Here is a 19,775-nt window from a genome sequence, read left to right on the forward strand (position 1 = left end):
GCAGCGTTCAACAGAGGTTCTTCAATCCATTTGGGCAATGCCAGAAATCATGATGCCGTAACGTTCCAGCAGCGCTACCGTGGGAGCCTCATAGTCCTGGGGCAAATCGGAACTGTCATAACTGTCGAGCGCCTGGTCCCGTACCAGTTGAGCGGCTTGCTCCATATCCGGTTTCTGTTCGGCTTCAGTTTCCACGACGGACGTGTTGCCATCATTGTTGGTATAGGTAATTTTCCACTTTGGCATCGCGCAAACTCCAGTAGCTTACTGAACTGTATCTTTAGACGCCGGATTGCGCCGCAGTTCTCTACGAAGCGCCTTTACCTGATGGGCTGCCCGAACAGCGCGTCCAGCATATGATCCAGCCCACCTCCCGTCAGCCCCATGCCTGCCAGCGTATTGCGTGCTGTGCTCAGATGGTTCTCGAGCTGCGCCTGTACCGACTCACGGCCCAGCAGCGCGACCAGCGTGGACTTGCCGTCATCCTGATGGGCATCTTTTCCCAGGCCATGTCCGTCCTGCAGGTCATCAAGCAGTTGGAAAGCCAGCCCCAACTCGGTAGCAAAACGATGCATCCCCTCCCGGACCGACGGCTTGGCACTGACGGCCAGAGTCGTCATGTCCAGCGCTGTCGTGAACAGGAGTCCGGTCTTGAGGTGATTGGTACTGTTGATAGCCTCCGCGCTGCGGCTTTTGGCTCCTTCGCGCAGGTCACGGTACTGCCCCCGCACCAGCCCTTGCGAGCCTACAGCGGATGTCAGCATGCACACCATCTGATTACGCAGGACAGGCGCAACACCTGATGTACTGGCGACGACGCAAAAGGCATGGCTGAGCAGCGCTACTGCTCCCAGAACGGCGACATCCTCACCAAACTGCACATGAATGGTAGGCCGACCGCGTCTGAGCGTGGCGTTATCCATGCACGGCATATCATCCAGAAACAGCGAGGCGGCATGCACCATCTCGACCGCGCAGCCCAGATCCAGAATAGCCGGCGAAAAGGCATCCAGATCCCGGGAAGCCAACAGCATGAGCAATGGCCGTATACGCTTGCCGGGCGCTAGGGCACCCTCACGCATGGCGGCTGCGATCAGATCATCATTCTCGACAGGCGGAAGCAGCTCCTCTAGTCGGGTATCGATACGGGCACGCTCTGTTACAAGCTCGAAAGCGCATTCCTTCGGAAGTTTTGGCACTAATACCGTTGCCATGAGTCGAGATACTCCAGCACATGTAAGCGAGCCGACGAATGGTCGACACCAGCGACTCAACAATTTCCCTGATCTGATCTTGCAGATCAGAGCCGCTTGACGTACTCATGACCACAATAGCCGACGAAAGGTCGATGGCAACAGGAAAAAGGTAACTCATGGTTGATTGGGAATTGGCAAGTCGCAAGAACGATCACTTGGATATCGTCCTTGATCCTGCACGTGCCTTGAGCAGTATCACGACTGGGTTTGAGCAGATTCAATTCCAGCACTGTGCCCTGCCAGAGCTGCACCTGAACCAGATCGATCTTGCTACCACGCTGCTAGGCAAGCCGCTCAAGGCGCCTGTTCTCATCAGTTCCATGACAGGCGGGCCGGAACGTGCACAGACCATCAACCGGCACCTTGCCGAAGCGGCGGAAACGCTAGGCCTGGCGCTGGCAGTGGGCTCGCAGCGCATTGCCCTGCAGAACGGTGGGGACAAGGGGCTGACCGGTCAATTGCGGCAACTGGCTCCGTCCATTCCCCTTCTCGCCAATATTGGTGCAGCTCAATTAGTGGCGGGTTATGGCGTGACCGAGGCCCGTCGGGCAGTCGACATGATCCAGGCCGACGCCTTGATCATTCACCTCAACCCACTCCAGGAGGCAGTACAGTCCGGCGGCGATCGCAACTGGCAGGGCGTCCTGGCTGCCATCGAACATCTGGTTACACATTTGGGCGTTCCGATCGTCATCAAGGAAGTAGGCGCAGGCATTTCTGCTGATGTCGCCCAGCAACTGACAGAGGTGGGTGTCGCCGTGATCGATATAGCCGGCGCAGGAGGAACCAGCTGGGCAGCGGTCGAAGCCGAGCGTGCCCATAACGACCTTGATCGTCAGGTTGCTCAGGCCTTCATCAACTGGGGCATTCCAACCGCCCAGGCGATTGCTCAGGTCCGTGAGCAATGCCCGGACATTCCACTCATTGCCTCGGGCGGTATCCGCAACGGCGTCGATGCGGCCAAAGCCATTCGCCTGGGCGCCGATGTGGTCGGTCAGGCTGCCGCCGTGCTGCATAGCGCAACCCTGTCTCCAGAAGCCGTTCTGAACCATTTCGAAGTCATGATCCGGCAACTGAAGGTAGCCTGCTTCTGCACCGGCTCGGCGAATCTGGCCGAGCTGCGCAAGGCCCGCCTGTTAAGACCCGTTTCGCTCGCGGAGACCTGAATGCCTCATTTCGCCCTCATCGCCCCTGCGTTTTCAAGCCATCTTCGCGCAATGGAAGCGATTGCCGAAACCCTGGTGGCGCGAGGGCACACGGTCAGCCTGCTCCATCAGGCGGATGTCGGCGAGCGGCTTCGTAGTAACGCCATCCGCTTTTACCCGATAGGTCTTGAGTCTCATCCGCCTGGCTCGCTGGACGCCATGATTCGCCGGGCCGGTAATCCAGGCGGCCCGCTTGGGCTGATGCGCGTTATTCATGATATGGCTCGCAGCACCGAGTTGTTTTGCCGCGAGGCACCGAAGGTATTGCGTGACCTGGCCGTTGATGCCGTAATTTCCGATCAGATGGAAGCCGCTGGGGGGCTTATAGCCGAGCATTTGCGCCTGCCCTACGTCTCGGTAGCCTGTGCCTTGCCGGTCAACCGGGACCCGCTTGTGCCTCTTCCCGTCATGCCATGGGGATACGACACATCGCCACGAGGCCGCCATCTCAATCAGGGCAGTGCCCAGGTCTATGACCTCCTGATGCATGAGCATGCCCGTGTCATCCAGCGATACGCAAAAACCTTTGGTCTTGAGCCTCGGTCAACATTGGCCGACTGCCTGTCGCCTTACGCTCAAATCAGCCAGTGCGTACCGGGATTCGATTTTCCCCGTACCGAGCTACCAGCCAACTTTCACGAAGTCGGTCCGCTGCGCCTGCCCGCAGCTTACGAGCCCGCTCTGAGCTATCCGATCCGCACCGACAAACCGTTTGTGTTCGCATCGCTAGGGACATTGCAAGGCGGACGTTTCCCCTTGTTCGAACGGATCGCACGCGCCTGCAAAACGCTTGATGTGCAATTACTCATCGCCCACTGCGGTGGCCTCAACCTGCAGCAATGCGATGCCTTGAGGCAGGCTGGCGCTCACTGGGTTACAGACTTTGCACCGCAGCGAGCCACGTTGGCGCGGGCCGATGCGGTCATTACCCATGCCGGTCTCAACACTGTGCTCGACGCGCTGGAAACAGGAACGCCCATGCTGGCGTTGCCAATTGCCTTCGATCAACCCGGCGTGGCTGCACGCATCGAGCATGCCGGCGTCGGCCTTCGCCTGAGCCCTAAGCGACTGACCTCCGGCAAATTGGCCCTCGCTCTGCAACGCCTTCTGACCGAACCGCATTTTCGTTGGAAAGCCCAGGCCTTTCAGCCTCGGGGTCAGGCAGCCGGCGGCGTACAAAAAGCCGCTGACCTTATTGAGGACGTACTCAGCAAGGTTGCCCTGGAGAGACCCGCATGAATACCTATGACCTGATCCTGGCGGGAGGTGGACTGGCCAACGGGCTGATTGCCCTGAAACTGCGCCAGACACGTCCAGAGCTCCGCATCCTGCTCATCGAGCAAGGCGACCGACTGGGCGGTAATCACACCTGGTCCTTTCATGAGCCGGACCTGACAACGGAGCAGCACGCCTGGATCGAGCCGCTGGTAGCCCATCGCTGGGCGGAGTATCAGGTATTTTTTCCTGGGCTTGAGCGGACACTGAGCAGTGGCTACGCCTCTATCAGCGCCGAGCGCTTTCATGATGTTCTGATGGAGCGCCTGAGTGATTCGGTACGTCTGAACGCTACGGTCAGCGCGCTTGGCCCCGCAGAGGTCAGGCTTGCCAACGGCGAAGCGTTTCAGGCGGCTGCAGTTCTGGATGGCCGGGGTCATCGTCCCAGCTCGCACATGGGGTTGGGTTTTCAAAAGTTTCTGGGTCAGGAGTTACGGCTCGCGCAGCCCCACGGGCTTTCCGGCCCGATCATCATGGATGCCACCGTTCCACAAACGGAGGGTTACCGTTTCATCTACGTCCTGCCGCTTACTCAGGACCGGGTCCTGATCGAAGACACCTACTATGCCGATGGACAGAACCTTGACCCTGATCGGCTGCGTGACCATATCGCCCGCTACGCCGCGGATCACGGCTGGACGATCCAATCCCTGATCAGGGAAGAGCATGGCGTGCTCCCCATTACCCTGAGCGGTGACATAGAGGCGTTCTGGGCCGAAGCGGGAGATATCCCGCCCACTGGCCTCGCCGCCGGGCTCTTCCATGCCACCACAGGATACTCATTACCTGAGGCGGTACGACTGGCGGAACTTATTGCCGGCTGCCCCCGTCTGGATACCTCTACCCTTGTTGATACGGTTCGCCGGCATGCGCTGCAACGCTGGCGAACCTATGGATTTTTCCGCCTGCTCAACCGCATGCTATTTCTGGCCGGCAAGCCTGAGCATCGCTATCGAGTGATGCGTCGCTTTTACGGTCTTCCGGAACCCTTGATCCAGCGTTTCTATGCCGGACAGTTGAAGCCCAGCGATAAGCTGCGCATTCTGACAGGCAAGCCACCGGTTCCATTACGCGAGGCACTGACGGCGGCACTGGCCAGCCGCACCGGTCAAACAGGCGGACCGATTAAGGACATCTCATGAATACAGACGTCGTTTCCAATTCCAGGCAGGCTGTTGTCGTTGGTGCCGGTTTTGGCGGACTGGCCCTGGCCATACGCCTGCAGGCCTCCGGGATTCGTACCACGCTACTCGAAAAGCGGGACAAACCCGGCGGGCGCGCCTATGTCTATGAGGACAAAGGCTTTACCTTCGATGCCGGCCCCACGGTCATTACCGATCCCTCGTCCCTGGAAGAGCTCTTTACTGTGGCAGGGCGCAAACTGTCGGACTATGTCGAGCTGCTGCCCGTCGATCCGTTCTACCAGCTGTGCTGGGAAGACGGCACCCGCTTCGACTATGTCAACGATCAAGCCACGCTCGATGCCCAAATCAAGTCACTTGACCCTGCCGACGTGGAGGGCTACCAGCGCTTTTTAGCGTATTCCCGCGCAGTCTATGAAGAAGGGTATGTAAAGCTGGGTAGTGTGCCGTTTCTAAGCTTTCGCGACATGGTTCGTGCCGGGCCACAGCTACTGAAGCTTCAAGCCTGGCGCAGTGTATACGATCAGGTCTCCAAGTTCGTTCGCAACGACAAGCTTCGTCAGGCACTCTCCTTTCATACGCTGCTGGTCGGTGGCAACCCGTTCGCTACCTCGTCCATCTATGCGTTGATTCATGCTCTGGAGCGCCAGGGTGGCGTGTGGTTTCCCCGTGGCGGTACAGGCGCTCTGGTCCAGGGTCTGGCCAAGCTGTTTCAGGATATTGGCGGCACATTGGAACTTAACACGCCTGTCGAGCGCATCCTGGTCGACAATTGTCGTGTAACAGGTGTCATTACCGCCCAAGGCAAGCAGATCAATACTGACCTGGTTGCATCCAATGCCGATGTAATCCACACCTACAAGAAGATGCTGGGTCACCATGTGCACGGTATCGTCGAGGCGAACCGTCTCAAGAAGAAGCGTCACAGCATGTCGCTGTTCGTGGTGTATTTTGGCCTGCGCCAGCGCCCTGAAGAACAGAAGCTTCAACATCATACGATCTGTTTTGGTAACCGTTACCAGGGCCTGATCGAGGAGCTATTTTCCGGCCCAGGCGTTCCTGAAGATTTCTCACTCTACCTGCACTCCCCGTGCGTGACCGACCCCTCCCTGGCACCAGAGGGCTGCAGTGCTCACTATGTGCTGTCGCCTGTCCCGCACCTAGGCAATGCACCGGTAGACTGGTCGGTTGAGGGCCCGAAGTACCGGGACCGAATTCTGGCCTACCTGGAAAAGCATTACATTCCAAACCTGAATCGCGATCTGGTCACCAGCCGAATTTTTACACCCGAAGATTTCCGCACCGAACTCAATGCGTATGTCGGTTCAGCCTTCTCCCTGGAGCCAATCCTGACCCAGAGCGCCTGGTTCCGGCCGCATAACCGAGACGCCGCTATTCCCAACCTTTATCTGGTCGGTGCCGGCACCCACCCGGGAGCAGGCATTCCTGGTGTAGTCGGCTCGGCCAAAGCGACCGCAAGTGTGATTCTGGGGGACCTTGGAGCAGCCATATGAATACGGCAGTCGTCGAACACGCAACGCAGTCCATCAATGTCGGCTCCAAGAGCTTTGCCGCTGCAGCCAAACTGTTCGACGAACAAACCCGTCAAAGCGCCGTGATGCTTTACGCCTGGTGCCGCCATTGTGACGATGTGGTGGACGGCCAGGACCACGGTCATGGACAGGTTGAAGGCGACCGGACGGCAAGCGAAGCCCGTCTCCACGAACTTGAAGATCTGACGCGCCGTGCCTATGCAGGCGAGCCCATGAGCGAACCGGCTTTTGCCGCCTTCCAGCAGGTCATCCAGCGCCATGCCATTCCCGAGCGCTATCCTCTTGAGCATCTGGCGGGTTTCCGCATGGATGTTGAAGAACGGGTCTACTACCGCCTCGACGATACCCTCCAATACTGCTACCACGTCGCCGGCGTGGTAGGCGTCATGATGGCAATGCTCATGGGTGCACGCGACGAAGACACGCTCGACCGCGCCTGTGATTTAGGCATGGCGTTTCAGCTGACCAATATCGCACGGGACATTGTGGAAGACGCCCGCATAGGCCGAATCTACCTTCCTAGGGAATGGCTCGATGAGGCAGGCATTCCCGTCGCCGAACTGGCTGATCCCGCGCATCGTGTCCGCCTGGCCACCCTGGCGCAGCGTCTGGTCGCGCTGGCTGAACCCTACTATGACTCAGCCGCTACCGGTATTGCCGACCTGCCTCTGCGCTCAGCCTGGTCGATTGCGACCGCTCGCGCCGTTTATCGGGAAATTGGTCTGAAAGTTAACGCACGAGGCCCTAGCGCCTGGGACAGTCGAGTATCAACCAGCACCGTTGATAAGCTTCGCCTGGTGATAAGAGGCGCTCTACGTGCACTGGCTTCACGGGCGGGCCGCTCTAGTCCGCGCCCCGCCGATCTATGGACCCGTCCGCGGTAAGTGAACGCACCGGGCGGTAGTGTCTCGTTACGAAATGAAGACTTGCGTCTTTTGCTGAAATTGGTCACAAACAAGGCGTCGCACGGCGACACTAAACCTAAACTTTTCAGTGGTATAGCAGGTCAGACATAAGCGACTACTTTAAGTCGCTCTACAGTAGTCAAGTACGGGATATATTTATGCACAAGACGGAATCGGCTGTTCCAAGAGATCTACAAAACGCACCGACCTCGCTCTTCTCGATCATCCCGCTTGTGCCGAGTGCACACACTACGGCCAGTCCGGACAGATCGCATACCTACAAACCGGAATTTTTCAACGAGAGCGAATGGGCGCTGCTCAAGGCAGCTTGCGAACGCCTGACTGCCACGACCAATCAAGGCACCAGTGAATCCCTGGTCGATCTGCCTATTTTCATTGATCAGCATATGTTGTCGCCTTATGCGCACGGCGACCTGGATTGTCTGCAAGACCCTTTCACCGATGCACCCGCCAAACTTCCTCAGGGTCGCCAGCCGCTACGTGATCTGGTACGTGCCGGGCTTGCGGATCTGAATCGCTACAGTCAACAAACGCATCAGCAGCTTTTTACGGCACTGTCAGCCGAAGAGCAGCAGCATGTTTTGAGCAATGCCGAAGCCGGTCTTCTGGGCACGCAAGCCCAGGAATTCATTTCCCTGCTTCGCACTGAAATCGATCACAGTCGCTTCGCCCACTCGTTGTTTCCGGCATACGAACCCCTGTCTGCTTGAACCCTCTGAACCGAATAAAAAAGCGCGCCTTATGGCGCGCTTTTGCGTGGTGCTTTACTCCTGATCGAACCGCCGCTTCTTGAGCGGGCCGTCATGCAGATCACGCAGCTGCTTCTTGAGCGCGGTCACTGATGGCGCATACAGGAAGCCAAACGAGACACATCCCTCCTTTCCATCCACGGCATGATGCATGCGATGGGCCTGATAGAGCCGCTTCAGGTATCCGCGACGCGGGACATATTTGAAAGGCCAGCGCTGATGGACAAGGCCGTCGTGAGCGATGAAATACAACAGCCCGTACGCCGTCATGCCGGCACCAATCCACTCGATCCGGCCATAACCGGACGTGCCGAAATAAATCAGGGCGATAGCAAGGCCGGCGAATACAACGGCATAAAGGTCGTTTTTCTCGAACCAACCGGTGCGCGGCTCATGATGGGACTTGTGCCAGCCCCATCCCCAGCCGTGCATGATGTACTTATGTGCGTACCAGGCAAACCACTCCATAAAGGCCACGGTGCCCAGCACGATTGAGGTATTGATTAAGATATCCATGTTCGGCTCCAGGATCGTCCTTCCACCTTACTGCCTGAAACCCATTTACGCACAACCTGGATCAGGAAACAGGGTCAGACGTCAGTAACAGGGTTGATGGGTTTCCCAGCAGCACGGAATCCGTGGGTAGATGTACATTCAGCGCAGCTGAGCGCACTACGAAACGTACCTTGGAACTGTGCATAGGCTCACCATCCAGGTTCATATCGACCCCTTCGCTGGCGGAAACCTCAACCCAGGGTAACCGGGTACGAATGAACAGATCCTCGCTGGCAAATCCGCCTGAAAACCAGGAGCCCAACGTTCCCATCAAATCCTGTGGCGTGGGCAGAATAGTCAGATCAAGCATGCCATCGTTGACGACTGCATTCGGGCACAGCACATGGCCGCCGCCGGCCTGCCGACCATTGCCAATCCCCATGGCCAAAAACTCGCCTTCCCATTCAAAATCCGGCCCTTCGAAACGACCGTAGGCGGAGCGCACTTCCGCAAAGCGCGTAAGGCCTGTCAACAGATAAGCCGTGCCACCCAGTACGCGCTTGAGTTCCGAGGACGTATTCGCCGTCACTTGTGAACCAAACCCGCCGGTGGCCATATTGAGAAACATCTCGCCGTCTGCTTCGATCAGATCGATGGGTTGCGCTGGCGTATCCAGTAGCGCCAGTGCCTCGGCAGGATCAGCTGGAATACCCGCCGCCCGGGCAAAGTCATTGGCAGTTCCCAGGGGCATCAGGGCCAACGACGCATCGGAGCGCGTACGAGCCAAGGCTTCGGCCACCAGCTTGAGCGTACCGTCGCCTCCGCCTGCTACCAGATGCGTATAACCTGCAGCGACTGCTTCCTCAACAAAACGGGCCGCATCGCCATTTTCCCAGGTGACTCGGACATCGACCGTTTTGCCGGTCGCACGTCGCGCCTCAACCGCTGCGCGGACATCGTCATTGGTGGCCTGATTACCATTGAGAATCAGCAGTGTTTTTTCATCGGAATCGGAGACGGTGACAGGAACATTCATGAACAGAGCACCCAGCAAAGTCGAGTGTCAGTAGGACTACGTCAACGGGTCCACGTTCCTTGGGAGCGACTTGATTTGTGATGAAGCAACCGCTCTGAAACCGACCTGGGAAAGCCGATGCGTTCCCAGGTCGGCAAGACTTCAGCCAATCAGCTCACTCATGGGAATGAAGCCCACAAGATCACCTTCGGCGATGGTTCTTCCTTCACGTACCTCTACCAACCCGTCAGCCCATGCCGCCGTACGCAGGACATTGGAACCCTGGTCGCGATGAGGCACGACCAGGCCATTTTCAAGCCGCGCCCGCTGGTACTCGCGTCGCTCGCCCACGCGCGTCCAATTAAACCCTGCTGCCACTTCCAGCTTGAGGGGTTCAACATCCTGAACGCCCATCCGACGCAGCAGATAAGGACGCGCCAGCAGCCCGAACGTCACCAACGTAGACGCTGGGTTGCCTGGCAGCCCGATAACCGGCACGCCGTTATAACGACCACAAGTGAGCGGCTTGCCTGGCTTGAGCGCCAGCTTCCAGAGGGTCAGCTCACCCGCCTCACGCAAGGCCTGGCCCAGGAAGTCCGCCTCGCCTACCGACACGCCGCCGGTCGACAGGATCAGGTCCGCCGAGTGCAGCTGCGCTAATTGCTCACGGGTACGCTCTAGATCATCCGGAAGAATGCCCGCATCGATCACCTCACAGCCCAGACGCTTGAGCCAGGACGCCAGCACCGTACGGTTACTGTTGTAAATCTGTCCCGGCCCCAACGGCTTACCTGGCTCGACCAGCTCATCGCCGGTCGACAGGATCGCTACCCGGGGGCGCCTGAACACATCAAGAGCCGCGCAACCCAACGACGCCGCAATACCTAGTTCGATCGGTCCCAGTCGCTTGCCAGCGTCCAGTACCGTATCGCCCTGGCGCGTCTCGTTACCCTTCAGGCGAACGTTTTTGCCTGCCTTGAGCGTCTCTACAAAGCGAATGCGGCCATCATGCAAGACTTCGGTGTTCTCCTGCATCTCCACCGTATCGGCACCTTCGGGCATGGGCGCCCCGGTAAAGATGCGCGCACAGGTGCCCGGCGTGAGCGGCTGCGGGCTTTGCCCTGCAAAGATACGCTGACTGACAGGCAGCGGTTCGCCCTGAAGATCCTCAAAGCGCAGCGCGTATCCGTCCATGGCACTGTTGGACCATGGCGGCAGGTCGAGCTCCGCTATCACGGACCGGGCCAGAACGCGCCCCTCGGCCTCCGCCAGAGACACACGTTGCGTTTCGGTGATCGCGTCGGCATCAGCCATCGACAGGAGACGGGCCAATGCCTCTTCAATAGGTAACAGACTCATCCGCGCGGTCCGCAGGGTTCGGCCTTCTTCAGATGCGGCACAAAATTGCAGGGACGATGACGGTTGTCCAGCTGCTCAGCCAGAATGCCGTCCCAACCTGTACGGCAGGCACCCGTCGAACCCGGCAGGCAGCAGACCAGCGTACCGTTGGCCAAACCTGCCAGCGCACGGGACTGAACCGTGGACGTGCCGATGTCTGTCGCAGAGATCTGACGGAAATATTCACCAAAACCATCGACCTGCTTGTCCAGCAGGCAGGCTACCGCTTCCGGTGTGCTGTCGCGGCCGGTAAAACCGGTGCCCCCGGTGATGACAACGACCTGGACGGTATCATCGGCAATCCAGTTGGCTACCTGAGCGCGGATTTTGTAGAGATCATCCTTGAGCAGTACGCGTGCAGCCAGAAAATGTCCCGCCTCGGTCAGACGGTCAACCAGCAACTGTCCCGATGTATCGGTTTCGAAGGTACGGGTATCACTGACAGTCAGAACGGCAATATTCAGCGGTATAAAGACCGCATCGGCCTTAGAGCTCATAACAATCATCCAAAACGGCAGGTAAGAGACATTTTTATATCACAGGCAGGACTACCACGTAGCGATCCAGACAGAGACAAACCGTCGCCCCGCCACATAGAGCCAAGCCGCGCTACACTGACGGCCCGTATTCGAGCCTGGACGTTCCCATGACCACACGCCTTTCCGACTGCTCCATTCTTCTGCTTGCCGGTGGCCGTGGTCAGCGTATGGGTGGAAGGGATAAAGGCCTGGTGGAATGGCATGGCCTTCCGCTGATCGAGCATATGCACAAGGTGGTCCGCCCCCTGACAGATGACCTCATTATTTCCTGTAACCGTAATGCCGAGCGCTACGCCCGGTACGCCGATCAGATCGTCAATGATGCCGAGCCCGACTTTCCCGGCCCGCTGGCCGGTATCCGTGCAGGGCTCAGGGCAGCTCGTCATCGCTGGCTGATCCTTCTGCCGTGCGATGCTCCGCGCATTGATCGTGATCTGCTTGCCCAGCTACACCGCTGCGCACAGGAGGCACCTGATGCTCCGGTCATGGTGCGTCAGGGAAATTTCTGGGAGCCCTTGTTTTCACTTATTCCTACCCGCTTGAAAGATCGAGTGGAAGAAGCCTGGCAGGCAGGCGAGCGCAGCCCCCGGGGTGTATTCATTCCATTGGGTGCCCGGGCGCTAATGATTGCAGAGCATGATCAGCGTCTCGCCAATGTAAATGATGAACACAGCCTGCTTGTCCTTTCATCGGAACCTGGCGGGAAGTGATAGGTCAGAATGTTGTTAAACGTGCGTTTAAAAGGAGACTGCACATGAGAACCCGGATTCTACCTGCCTGCTTGCTGGCTCTTGGTTTTACCGTCCTGGCCGGTTGCTCTACGCCTTCAGTGATCACGTTGAACGACGGGCGTGAGATCCAGGCGGTAGATACACCCAAGTACGACGATGACTCGGGCTTCTATGAGTTCGAACAACTGGACGGCAAGCCTGCCCGCATCAATAAAGATCAGGTCCGCACCATCAAGGAACTGTAAAGGTTTGCAGAGGGTACGCAAAAAATTTCACCTAAAACCTTGTCTCTAAAATGTTTTTAGGTAAAATGCGCGCCATCTTTCGGAGCGTAGCGCAGCTTGGTAGCGCGTCTCGTTCGGGACGAGAAGGTCGCTGGTTCGAATCCAGTCGCTCCGACCAGTATCCCGGTCTAACTCTGTTTAGACCAGCAAAGCCCGCCTTGTGCGGGTTTTGTTGTTTATGGCCTTAATGTTTTTGGCAGCATTTTGCCGTACACCTCGTCCTTTGCCTCCCACATAAGCGCCCTGTTCACGTAATATCCCGCCTCCGGTTGTGTTTACCTGTAAAAGGAAGCGATCCTGCCCTGTGCTCGGCGGGGTCAGCTCGGCTTATGAAAAATATCTTTTCCGCTTTCCTGCTCGCCCTGACCGCGGCGAGCCTTTCTGTGCATGCGGCCGCTCGCCCTGTGCCGCAACCTCCCCCTGCACTTCAGTTGTTTTGCGCTAAGGGTGCTCTGGACGTTGTCGAAAAAATCGGCCCTGTTTATGAAGAAACCTTTGGCAGAAAGCTTGTCAGCCATGTAGCGCCGGCACGTGGCAACGATGCCACCACCATTCCTAGTCGACTGGCCGAAGGTGAGCGGGCCGATGTCTTTTTGCTGGACCGCATGGCCATTTCCAAACTGCAGCAGCAGGGTCATATTGATCCAGACAGCTGCGCTGATTTCGGAAAGTCCTATATTGCGCTTGCAGTCCCCCACGGCCAAGGCCATCCGGCCATGACAAGCATGGAAGAATTCAAACAGATTCTGCTGGATACCAAATCAATTGCCTACTCCGAGAGTGCTAGCGGTTTGTATCTGGAAAATGTTCTGTTCAACCTCATGGGTATCAAGGAGCGAATTGCGCCCAAGTTGAAAAGAATCACGAACGAGTCAGTGGGCGACGCCATTGCCCGGGGTGAGGCGGAAATCGGTCTGGAACAGGTCAGCGAGCTGAGTCCTTTGCAGGGCGTCGATATCGTAGGACTCATACCCGATCAGGCGCAGAAGATGACGCTATACACCGCCTGCATGGCACCTGACACGCCCCATCCTGAAGAGGCCCGCCAGTTCATCAAGTACATCAGCTCCAATGCTTCATTCGAGCTGATCAAAGCCAGTGGATTGCAGCCCCTTGTCGATCCTGACTACGAGCTGCACTTCAAGAAAGGTTGATTACCCACTGCCGGGGCGTTTACAAAAGCCCCGCCTCATTCTGCCTGGATGGTAAACAAGCGCTCACCTTTAGCTGTTACCGCTGTGCCTTCGTCAATGTCTGCCAGGTAATTGTCGTCCATGTCATACACCTGTTCGCCCTCGATGCGGTAGATCAACCTACCCTGATCATCCGAAGCGCGTACAAAGCCGTCATTGTCAATCAGACCAATCTGAACGGCTTTGTCGCCGTATCCAAATACCAGGTAGCGCCCTTGACTGTAATCGGCAGCCATCTCGTTTCCTCCAAGCATTAGGGTTGTCCGATGGACAACCTCTATCCAACATCTGTCGCCCTGTATGAACAACAGTACGTTCTGAAGGTTGGAGTCACGCTCCAGGCAAGAGTGCCGAAAAGTCCCGATCAGAACGAGCTGACTACCAGAGTCATGACAGGCCGACTATCCGATAATGGATGGACCTTGAGCCGAGCGCCGGTGCTACAGGTGATGATTGAATGGTGGCTGCCCAGCATTGGCTTATGTTTGACGACTTCAGGGCAATCAAAGCCAAATGTCTTGCTAGCATGCCAGGCAAGATCGGCCTTGCTCAGATTCTGGCTCGTATTGGCCTTTTGAGGCTGGGTGTTGTAAAGCGACTGATCCGCGCGTGTAAGCTCGGCATGAACAGACCAGGATAACGACGATGCCAGCAATAGAACTGCAAACTCTTTGCGCATGAGAACTCTCTTGAACTGCCCGTGCAGCTTTGAACGTTCACTCCTTAATAAATAGCCAGCTATCACCTGAGGCACACCAGAAGCGTTTAGCGCTTGCGACCTACAACCTTCGCAACGACTAACGCATCCTCGATGGCCATCTGCACATCCCCGACAAGATCAGCCGAAACCCACTTGTCTGAGCTGATGACATCGAGCTTGGCCTGCTCTGCAATGGTGTCGGTATCAACACCTAGCTTCAGGGCTGCTCCAAACACAGAGGCCAGGGCCTGGCTATACACAACCAATATCCTGTCAGTCATGAATACTTACCTATCATCTTGAGCATCTAGGTGAACGTTCAGCACAACCTCAGTGACACTCCTTTGTCAGCACTGCGAACGGGCGGGGCAAAGCCTGCACCTTTCAAGTAATAGCTGATAAATTCAAGGACTTCCCGAGAATTTCAAACCATCCATCAGCTTGGCTTAAAGCACGCCGGAAAAGCTCCGATAACCTTTTAGCAAGCAGTTCACCCCTACTTCTGCTTGTCTCCATGGTCTTTAAGCCTCGACTCGTCGAGGCTTTTTTCTTTCAGCGCCAGTGCCTGCTCATCCTTACATTGGTATAGCAAGCACCATGCCTGAAAAAACGCCTGATTTCCGGCACTCGGCCGCTTCTAGCCATAAAAACGTCTATCAGAACCATTTCACGCTAGCGGCCTGAACTAATTTTGCGTTTACGGTCATACCAGAACGCACTGTCAGCGTGTCCGTCCCCACATGGAAGTAGCGGCAATCCTATGAACACTCTCGCCCTCTGGCTTACCTCCCTTGGCTTGGTTGCCCTGGCACTGCCCTACGAAGGGCTTTACGCCTGCAGTACCTATACGTGGTGTTATACCCAGAACCCTATATGGCTCCCGCTCTGCATCGTTGTGACATTGATGTCGTTCTGGATTTACAAAAGAGAGGGCGCATCCGGTAAGCCTCGGCGACAGAACACGGATCGATCATCCAGCAGTCTTCAGGCTTGGCCATCTGCGCCAAAAGACCTCACCTAATAGGATGCTATCTGCTCATCGTCTGCTCGTGCTATTACCTTGCGCAACGGCAGTGTGGCTCAGACACCGCCTGGAAAGGTTCTCGGACAAGGCGGGACGGCTACTGAGCTAAACGGCTAAGCCGAGCCTGGCTCAGACATCTGGCGATGACGCTCAGCTTTTTCCTGCTCAGACTCGGTGCGATTGGGACCTTCGCCTTCCTGCTCAACTTCCGGCCCGCCCCCATAGACCTCGGCTTGCCCGGCCATCAAGGCATTGAATCCCTGCTGCGCCACCAATGCGGGATCATTCTTCTTGCCTGAGCCGACCTGAGTATCATCCTCACCGGCCCGGTGGAAAAAGTTGGTTTCGGTCGGTCCCGGCATCAATACCGTTACGCTCACACCGGTTCCCTTCATCTCATTGCCAATGGCATTCCCAAACGACCGCACAAAGGCCTTGGACGCTCCGTATACCGCCTCGAACGGAACAGGTGAGGTTCCCGAAATCGAAGAGGTTAAAAGCATACGACCTCGCCCTTGAGCCACCATGTCCCGACTAAATAACTTGGCAAGGTGTACTACAGACACCACATTGATCTGAATGAGGTTAAGTTCGCTCTCCAGCGTCGTCTCCGCCTCGGTACCCGGTACGAAACTGCCGCCAACGCCTACACCCGCATTGATGGCAATCGCATCAACTGGGCGGTTCAATGCACGAAACGCCGAATAGAGCTGCTCCACTCCTTCATAGGTTGCGAGGTCAACCGCCGCATATTCGACCTGAGCGCCTAGGGCCTGCAATGTCTGCTGGGCCTCATCCAGGCCTTTGCCCCGCGACGCGATAAGCAGGTCGAAGCCGTTCTGAGCGAATTGCCGTGCCAGCTCCAGCCCTATGCCATTCGAGGCACCTGTTACCACCGCCAGAGGTTTGTTCGTCTGAGTCATGCGGGTTACTCCATAAGGGTCATAGGCGTTATGACCTACTGGAGGCCGGGGCGACTCCCTAACCAACCGTATAAAACTAGCCTGTCGCCACTACAAAACAGTTCTGGCAGCGAGTCGGTAGCCACACTAAACCATAGGGTGAAAATAAAACTTCACCTGCCCTTGAACAAACGAATCGCCTCCCCCATCTATGTAAATGCCGAAAGAGGAAAGCCCGCTTTCTTCAGATTCTGCCTTTTACTATCAGGCACTTGACAACTCGGCTGTTCATTTATACAGTGAGCAGTACTCATCAAGGGGGCGATTAGGATTCGACGCCGGTAACAAAACTTGAGGAGCATGCCGAGCTGGTAGCAGACCTCGTAAATTAGCTGCTGCAAACTTATAGTTGCCAACGACGACAACTACGCTCTAGCTGCTTAACGCGGCTAGCAGTCGCTAGGGGATGCCTGTAAACCCGAAACGACTGTCAGACAGAACAGGATCGCCGCCAAGTTCGCTGTAGACGTAACGGCTAAAACTTATACAGATCGCCCCAAGCGCCCTGCCCATCGGGCCGCTAAGGGTTAACTCTAGTAGATTGGGCTAAGCATGTAGCGCCAAGAGCGGAGAGCTGGCGGACGGGGGTTCAAATCCCCCCGCCTCCACCAAACAAGCCTTACAAATCAAGCACTTAGCCTAACCAGCAAGTGCTTTTTTTGTGCTTTTTGGGTGCATTTCGGCTCGGTAATGACAACAGAATGACAACTGTCACTAACCGTCTACTGGTAAGGCTAAAAGATCTTCAGGGGAACGGTATTGCTCTTAATCAAGAGGCATTAATAGGTTATCTAAAGGTTACCTATTGGAAGCCGATAACCTAGCCTAGCAAGGGAACCCTGCCCAATCGATTGCATCTACTAATCGTCAGGAAATAAAGCATTTGCTTGAAACCTCAATACCTGTCGACTAGTCTATGCACCATTGATCAGCGTAACGGTCACGCTATTGGATGGCATAAGCTGCTAATCCTACGAATAGGGATGCTACTGAACAGTAGCTCAGCCCTGCTGACCTTACCTGCTAATGTTTATTGCATGGAAAGCTTACTGGTTTGGAGAAACTATGCCTTTACCGCAAACGGTAAGTAACTCAGTCGTCGATATGATCAACGCTTTGGGTGACAAGGCCAAGCCGGAAGACATACGCGTTCCTCGTATACGTCGTGAAATTGAGTCTTTAAAAAAAGTTGATGCAGCTAAAGCTTTCATGCTTAGCGGCATGCTTAATGCGACATTGTATGATTATAAAGCCTCAATTGAAGATCACGAAGCATCTATAAGAAGAGCGCCAGGTAATTATATTTATCTGACTAACTATGCGATTTCGTTGAAGAAATTTAACTGCTTCAACGAAAGCTTAGACAAGTTGTTAGAAGCTTTCAAAGCTAACTATGGATCTATAGAAATACTGGAAACAGCGATTTCCATGGTGTTCGTTTCTGGAGGCTTTGAACAGATCAACTACATGCTTGAGGCTTGTATAAAAGCGCATCCAGAAAAAGATATTCGTGCTACACGCGATGTTTTACGAATGTATGAGTATTTCCTTGCATCTTTATCAAAGCTAGAAATAACTCAAGAAAAATATCAAATCGCCACGGAACATGTTATCTCCATTCTTAATAGAAATAAAGGAGTGGCATTTGATATCGGCTCAGTTGCTGAGCATTTTTTTGATGAAGACTCATATCTTTTCGTCGAGTTATCAGTAGATGTACCGGGCAATATGCTTGCAGAGATGAATGAGCAGCTAGCTGAATTAATCATTACTGACGAGCGGTTGAACAGCTGCTGGGATAAAATAATATTTAATTTTTGCGCCTCAGATAAACAAGGCGTTAACAAGTTTGCAGCGTAGGGATCTGCTGATGACTGTTTGCTATAGAGATATATTGCAGGAAGGTAGTCGAGTATTAAACTCAGCTTCAAGCAGTGAAGCAGCATATAGAACAGTAATTGGTAGAAGCTATTATGCTCTTTATCATGCAGCTCTGGCTTTTGCAGATACCCACTATGTTCCGCCCGTAAGCTCTACTAGTGGACATACTCACTCAAAACTTAGTGGATGTTTTATGGGTGACTATTCGCATGATCCAAGCAAACGCCTAGCTATGCGAAAAATTGGATACAACCTCAAGCGCCTACATGGGGTGCGGGTTAAAGCTGACTACTATATTGAAGAAACAATACAGAAATCAGATGCTGAAGCCACACTTTCCTCTTGTGAATTAAATATCAAAGCCGTAGAAGATTTAGCTCAAGAGGCAGCGGCTTAACTATTTAGCCTCTATTGATAAAGCCCAGCTTAGTGGGCTTTATCGTTTTAATTAGAAAAACTATGTCTTTTGCCTCTCACATGTGGCACTTCAGATAAAGACCTTATCGACCATTCCAAGTACATCATCGCTCCGCAGTTCAGATAATCCCTATCGGCATGACTGGTCTGCCACCGATAAAGTATATAGCCCGTTGCACCGTCATAGACAGCCAATTCCTAGCTGAAAAGTTTTAGCACAATCTTGTGCTTTAATTAGCTTGCAAGATTGTAGATCACGCAGAGCAATTACATTAATAACGATAGCCGGACACCATATAGCGTGGCTATCAACATGGCTAACTCCCAGACGACCCTCCTCCCTAGAATAGTTCGAGCAAGAGATGCTCAGCTACCTAAGAAGGTTTTACCTAAGAGCAAAGCAAGGAGGAGGTAGGTATGCCAGTTGAGTTTCTTACTCATGCTGAGGTTTGCGAGCTTACTGGAGCACGTACGAGAGCAGGTCAGATCAGAGTCTTAGCCAAAAATGGAATCAGACACACAATTAAAATGAATGGCTGGCCATGTGTAACCGCAGCAGCAGTAATTGGCTCTGTTCATCAGGTACCTGTAGACATTCCGAAATGGTCCCCCGTATCAGAAATGACTAACTCAACGGCGGCACTCATTCGAGAATTATTCGCGCTCGAGATGCCCATGATACCTTGGCATGAATCGGGATGAATTCAATAAAACTGTTCGCCCTTACGTTCGGGAGTTTCCGATAGGTCAGAGAGGTATTGGATTCGATCGCCAAGAATTAGATGCCTGGGCTGATGATTACATAAAGCGTAACGCTATACAAAAGGTCTCACCAAGCCGGATGGCATCTCAAATAAATCCTGGCAAAAGAAAGACTGAAGCTCAAATTGAAGAAGCGGTAGCGGCAGTCCTTTCTAAGCGAAAGAAGGCCCAAGCGAAACCTACTCACGCAACAAAGCAATAGCCAATCTGACCTGTATTAATCCAATACCTAAAAATCATCAAAGAAAGTTAGTGCTCCGACAATCGG

Annotated in this window: 23 protein-coding genes, 1 tRNA gene and 1 other RNA gene; 15 read left to right on the top strand and 10 right to left on the bottom strand. The window is 54.9% G+C overall.

All coding sequences use genetic code 11. The features are described 5' to 3' along the window. Window positions 1-21 precede the first annotated feature (21 nt). Together JQR90_RS12755 and JQR90_RS12760 are read right to left on the bottom strand one after the other, a co-directional pair. The gene (locus JQR90_RS12755) at window positions 22-246 is read right to left on the bottom strand and encodes a hypothetical protein (RefSeq protein ID WP_010795015.1); all 225 of its coding nucleotides are present in this window, start codon (window positions 244-246) and stop codon (window positions 22-24) included. Between the two features lie 74 nt (window positions 247-320). Next, window positions 321-1,214 (bottom strand): polyprenyl synthetase family protein, encoded by an 894-nt coding sequence (locus JQR90_RS12760; RefSeq protein WP_150347007.1) that lies wholly within the window; start codon window positions 1,212-1,214, stop codon window positions 321-323. Between the two features lie 158 nt (window positions 1,215-1,372). Here JQR90_RS12760 and fni point away from each other — a divergent pair, with 158 nt between their 5' ends. From fni to JQR90_RS12790, 6 genes are all read left to right on the top strand, one after another. Further along, window positions 1,373-2,422, top strand: a complete 1,050-nt coding sequence (gene fni / locus JQR90_RS12765) for a type 2 isopentenyl-diphosphate Delta-isomerase (RefSeq protein ID WP_150347006.1) — start codon at window positions 1,373-1,375, stop codon at window positions 2,420-2,422. Further along, window positions 2,423-3,700 (top strand): glycosyltransferase, encoded by a 1,278-nt coding sequence (locus JQR90_RS12770; RefSeq protein WP_434140040.1) that lies wholly within the window; start codon window positions 2,423-2,425, stop codon window positions 3,698-3,700. Beyond that, window positions 3,697-4,878, top strand: coding sequence for a lycopene beta-cyclase CrtY (crtY, locus tag JQR90_RS12775; RefSeq protein ID WP_434140041.1), 1,182 nt, complete (start codon window positions 3,697-3,699; stop codon window positions 4,876-4,878). The genes JQR90_RS12770 and crtY overlap by 4 nt, the downstream gene beginning before the upstream one ends. After that, window positions 4,875-6,392, top strand: a complete 1,518-nt coding sequence (locus JQR90_RS12780; RefSeq protein ID WP_434140042.1) for a phytoene desaturase — start codon at window positions 4,875-4,877, stop codon at window positions 6,390-6,392. The genes crtY and JQR90_RS12780 overlap by 4 nt, the downstream gene beginning before the upstream one ends. Further along, the gene (gene crtB / locus JQR90_RS12785) at window positions 6,389-7,315 is read left to right on the top strand and encodes a 15-cis-phytoene synthase CrtB (protein WP_150347002.1); all 927 of its coding nucleotides are present in this window, start codon (window positions 6,389-6,391) and stop codon (window positions 7,313-7,315) included. Before JQR90_RS12780 ends, crtB begins: the two co-directional genes overlap by 4 nt. 179 nt (window positions 7,316-7,494) lie before the next feature. Then, window positions 7,495-8,067: a gluconate 2-dehydrogenase subunit 3 family protein gene (locus tag JQR90_RS12790; protein WP_125889267.1), complete on the top strand. Its 573-nt coding sequence runs from the start codon at window positions 7,495-7,497 to the stop codon at window positions 8,065-8,067. Between the two features lie 54 nt (window positions 8,068-8,121). Here JQR90_RS12790 and JQR90_RS12795 read toward each other — a convergent pair whose 3' ends face one another. From JQR90_RS12795 to moaB, 4 genes are all read right to left on the bottom strand, one after another. After that, window positions 8,122-8,622, bottom strand: a complete 501-nt coding sequence (locus JQR90_RS12795) for a sterol desaturase family protein (RefSeq protein ID WP_074823676.1) — start codon at window positions 8,620-8,622, stop codon at window positions 8,122-8,124. Between the two features lie 61 nt (window positions 8,623-8,683). Beyond that, window positions 8,684-9,637 (bottom strand): lipid kinase YegS, encoded by a 954-nt coding sequence (gene yegS, locus JQR90_RS12800; protein ID WP_434140043.1) that lies wholly within the window; start codon window positions 9,635-9,637, stop codon window positions 8,684-8,686. A gap of 141 nt (window positions 9,638-9,778) precedes the next feature. Next, on the bottom strand, window positions 9,779-10,975 hold the full coding sequence (locus tag JQR90_RS12805) for a molybdopterin molybdotransferase MoeA (protein WP_434140044.1): 1,197 nt from the start codon (window positions 10,973-10,975) through the stop codon (window positions 9,779-9,781). Continuing rightward, the gene (gene moaB / locus JQR90_RS12810) at window positions 10,972-11,511 is read right to left on the bottom strand and encodes a molybdenum cofactor biosynthesis protein B (protein ID WP_219652408.1); all 540 of its coding nucleotides are present in this window, start codon (window positions 11,509-11,511) and stop codon (window positions 10,972-10,974) included. Before moaB ends, JQR90_RS12805 begins: the two co-directional genes overlap by 4 nt. A gap of 149 nt (window positions 11,512-11,660) precedes the next feature. Between moaB and mobA the strand changes: the two genes are divergently transcribed. From mobA to JQR90_RS12830, 4 genes are all read left to right on the top strand, one after another. Continuing rightward, window positions 11,661-12,263: a molybdenum cofactor guanylyltransferase MobA gene (gene mobA / locus JQR90_RS12815; protein ID WP_219652409.1), complete on the top strand. Its 603-nt coding sequence runs from the start codon at window positions 11,661-11,663 to the stop codon at window positions 12,261-12,263. Between the two features lie 44 nt (window positions 12,264-12,307). Further along, a complete protein-coding gene (locus tag JQR90_RS12820) occupies window positions 12,308-12,529 on the top strand; it encodes a YgdI/YgdR family lipoprotein (protein WP_122042123.1) in 222 nt (73 codons plus the stop codon). Window positions 12,530-12,609: 80 nt separating this feature from the next. Next, window positions 12,610-12,686, top strand: a tRNA-Pro gene (locus tag JQR90_RS12825). A gap of 211 nt (window positions 12,687-12,897) precedes the next feature. After that, entirely contained in the window at window positions 12,898-13,722 is an 825-nt protein-coding gene (locus JQR90_RS12830; RefSeq protein WP_434140045.1) for a molybdate ABC transporter substrate-binding protein, read from the top strand. Window positions 13,723-13,757: 35 nt separating this feature from the next. Here the strand turns inward: JQR90_RS12830 and JQR90_RS12835 are convergent, their stop codons facing one another. The 4 genes from JQR90_RS12835 to JQR90_RS12850 form a co-directional block, all read right to left on the bottom strand. Continuing rightward, the gene (locus JQR90_RS12835) at window positions 13,758-13,997 is read right to left on the bottom strand and encodes a hypothetical protein (protein WP_010795030.1); all 240 of its coding nucleotides are present in this window, start codon (window positions 13,995-13,997) and stop codon (window positions 13,758-13,760) included. A gap of 128 nt (window positions 13,998-14,125) precedes the next feature. After that, window positions 14,126-14,440, bottom strand: coding sequence for a hypothetical protein (locus tag JQR90_RS12840; protein ID WP_010795031.1), 315 nt, complete (start codon window positions 14,438-14,440; stop codon window positions 14,126-14,128). A gap of 86 nt (window positions 14,441-14,526) precedes the next feature. Then, window positions 14,527-14,742 carry a hypothetical protein gene (locus tag JQR90_RS12845; RefSeq protein WP_010795032.1) on the bottom strand — a complete coding sequence of 72 codons (216 nt, stop codon included), beginning with the start codon at window positions 14,740-14,742 and terminating at the stop codon, window positions 14,527-14,529. Between the two features lie 856 nt (window positions 14,743-15,598). Beyond that, entirely contained in the window at window positions 15,599-16,408 is an 810-nt protein-coding gene (locus JQR90_RS12850) for an SDR family NAD(P)-dependent oxidoreductase (protein WP_010795033.1), read from the bottom strand. Between the two features lie 296 nt (window positions 16,409-16,704). On the opposite strand from JQR90_RS12850, the gene ssrA reads away from it, so the two are divergent. From ssrA to JQR90_RS12875, 5 genes are all read left to right on the top strand, one after another. Next, window positions 16,705-17,058, top strand: a transfer-messenger RNA (tmRNA) gene (gene ssrA / locus JQR90_RS12855). A gap of 454 nt (window positions 17,059-17,512) precedes the next feature. Next, window positions 17,513-18,307, top strand: a complete 795-nt coding sequence (locus tag JQR90_RS12860) for a hypothetical protein (protein ID WP_010795034.1) — start codon at window positions 17,513-17,515, stop codon at window positions 18,305-18,307. A gap of 10 nt (window positions 18,308-18,317) precedes the next feature. Then, the gene (locus tag JQR90_RS12865) at window positions 18,318-18,725 is read left to right on the top strand and encodes a hypothetical protein (protein WP_125912954.1); all 408 of its coding nucleotides are present in this window, start codon (window positions 18,318-18,320) and stop codon (window positions 18,723-18,725) included. A 437-nt stretch (window positions 18,726-19,162) separates the two neighbouring features. Next, window positions 19,163-19,447, top strand: coding sequence for a DUF4224 domain-containing protein (locus JQR90_RS12870; RefSeq protein WP_010795036.1), 285 nt, complete (start codon window positions 19,163-19,165; stop codon window positions 19,445-19,447). Beyond that, window positions 19,434-19,709 carry a hypothetical protein gene (locus JQR90_RS12875; protein ID WP_051370155.1) on the top strand — a complete coding sequence of 92 codons (276 nt, stop codon included), beginning with the start codon at window positions 19,434-19,436 and terminating at the stop codon, window positions 19,707-19,709. The genes JQR90_RS12870 and JQR90_RS12875 overlap by 14 nt, the downstream gene beginning before the upstream one ends. Window positions 19,710-19,775 lie beyond the last annotated feature (66 nt).

It is taken from the genome of Pseudomonas sp. JZ114, assembly GCF_051027705.1.
GTDB lineage: Bacteria > Pseudomonadota > Gammaproteobacteria > Pseudomonadales > Pseudomonadaceae > Chryseomonas > Chryseomonas luteola.

Excerpts from the sequence above, each read along its gene's own strand:
- JQR90_RS12755 (WP_010795015.1), bottom strand. The coding sequence starts at position 246 with ATGCCAAAGTGGAAAATTACCTATACCAACAATGATGGCAACACGTCC.
- JQR90_RS12760 (WP_150347007.1), bottom strand. The coding sequence starts at position 1,214 with ATGGCAACGGTATTAGTGCCAAAACTTCCGAAGGAATGCGCTTTCGAG.
- fni (WP_150347006.1), top strand. The coding sequence starts at position 1,373 with ATGGTTGATTGGGAATTGGCAAGTCGCAAGAACGATCACTTGGATATC.
- JQR90_RS12770 (WP_434140040.1), top strand. The coding sequence starts at position 2,423 with ATGCCTCATTTCGCCCTCATCGCCCCTGCGTTTTCAAGCCATCTTCGC.
- crtY (WP_434140041.1), top strand. The coding sequence starts at position 3,697 with ATGAATACCTATGACCTGATCCTGGCGGGAGGTGGACTGGCCAACGGG.
- JQR90_RS12780 (WP_434140042.1), top strand. The coding sequence starts at position 4,875 with ATGAATACAGACGTCGTTTCCAATTCCAGGCAGGCTGTTGTCGTTGGT.
- crtB (WP_150347002.1), top strand. The coding sequence starts at position 6,389 with ATGAATACGGCAGTCGTCGAACACGCAACGCAGTCCATCAATGTCGGC.
- JQR90_RS12790 (WP_125889267.1), top strand. The coding sequence starts at position 7,495 with ATGCACAAGACGGAATCGGCTGTTCCAAGAGATCTACAAAACGCACCG.
- JQR90_RS12795 (WP_074823676.1), bottom strand. The coding sequence starts at position 8,622 with ATGGATATCTTAATCAATACCTCAATCGTGCTGGGCACCGTGGCCTTT.
- yegS (WP_434140043.1), bottom strand. The coding sequence starts at position 9,637 with ATGAATGTTCCTGTCACCGTCTCCGATTCCGATGAAAAAACACTGCTG.
- JQR90_RS12805 (WP_434140044.1), bottom strand. The coding sequence starts at position 10,975 with ATGAGTCTGTTACCTATTGAAGAGGCATTGGCCCGTCTCCTGTCGATG.
- moaB (WP_219652408.1), bottom strand. The coding sequence starts at position 11,511 with ATGAGCTCTAAGGCCGATGCGGTCTTTATACCGCTGAATATTGCCGTT.
- mobA (WP_219652409.1), top strand. The coding sequence starts at position 11,661 with ATGACCACACGCCTTTCCGACTGCTCCATTCTTCTGCTTGCCGGTGGC.
- JQR90_RS12820 (WP_122042123.1), top strand. The coding sequence starts at position 12,308 with ATGAGAACCCGGATTCTACCTGCCTGCTTGCTGGCTCTTGGTTTTACC.
- JQR90_RS12830 (WP_434140045.1), top strand. The coding sequence starts at position 12,898 with ATGAAAAATATCTTTTCCGCTTTCCTGCTCGCCCTGACCGCGGCGAGC.
- JQR90_RS12835 (WP_010795030.1), bottom strand. The coding sequence starts at position 13,997 with ATGGCTGCCGATTACAGTCAAGGGCGCTACCTGGTATTTGGATACGGC.
- JQR90_RS12840 (WP_010795031.1), bottom strand. The coding sequence starts at position 14,440 with ATGCGCAAAGAGTTTGCAGTTCTATTGCTGGCATCGTCGTTATCCTGG.
- JQR90_RS12845 (WP_010795032.1), bottom strand. The coding sequence starts at position 14,742 with ATGACTGACAGGATATTGGTTGTGTATAGCCAGGCCCTGGCCTCTGTG.
- JQR90_RS12850 (WP_010795033.1), bottom strand. The coding sequence starts at position 16,408 with ATGACTCAGACGAACAAACCTCTGGCGGTGGTAACAGGTGCCTCGAAT.
- JQR90_RS12860 (WP_010795034.1), top strand. The coding sequence starts at position 17,513 with ATGCCTTTACCGCAAACGGTAAGTAACTCAGTCGTCGATATGATCAAC.
- JQR90_RS12865 (WP_125912954.1), top strand. The coding sequence starts at position 18,318 with ATGACTGTTTGCTATAGAGATATATTGCAGGAAGGTAGTCGAGTATTA.
- JQR90_RS12870 (WP_010795036.1), top strand. The coding sequence starts at position 19,163 with ATGCCAGTTGAGTTTCTTACTCATGCTGAGGTTTGCGAGCTTACTGGA.
- JQR90_RS12875 (WP_051370155.1), top strand. The coding sequence starts at position 19,434 with ATGAATCGGGATGAATTCAATAAAACTGTTCGCCCTTACGTTCGGGAG.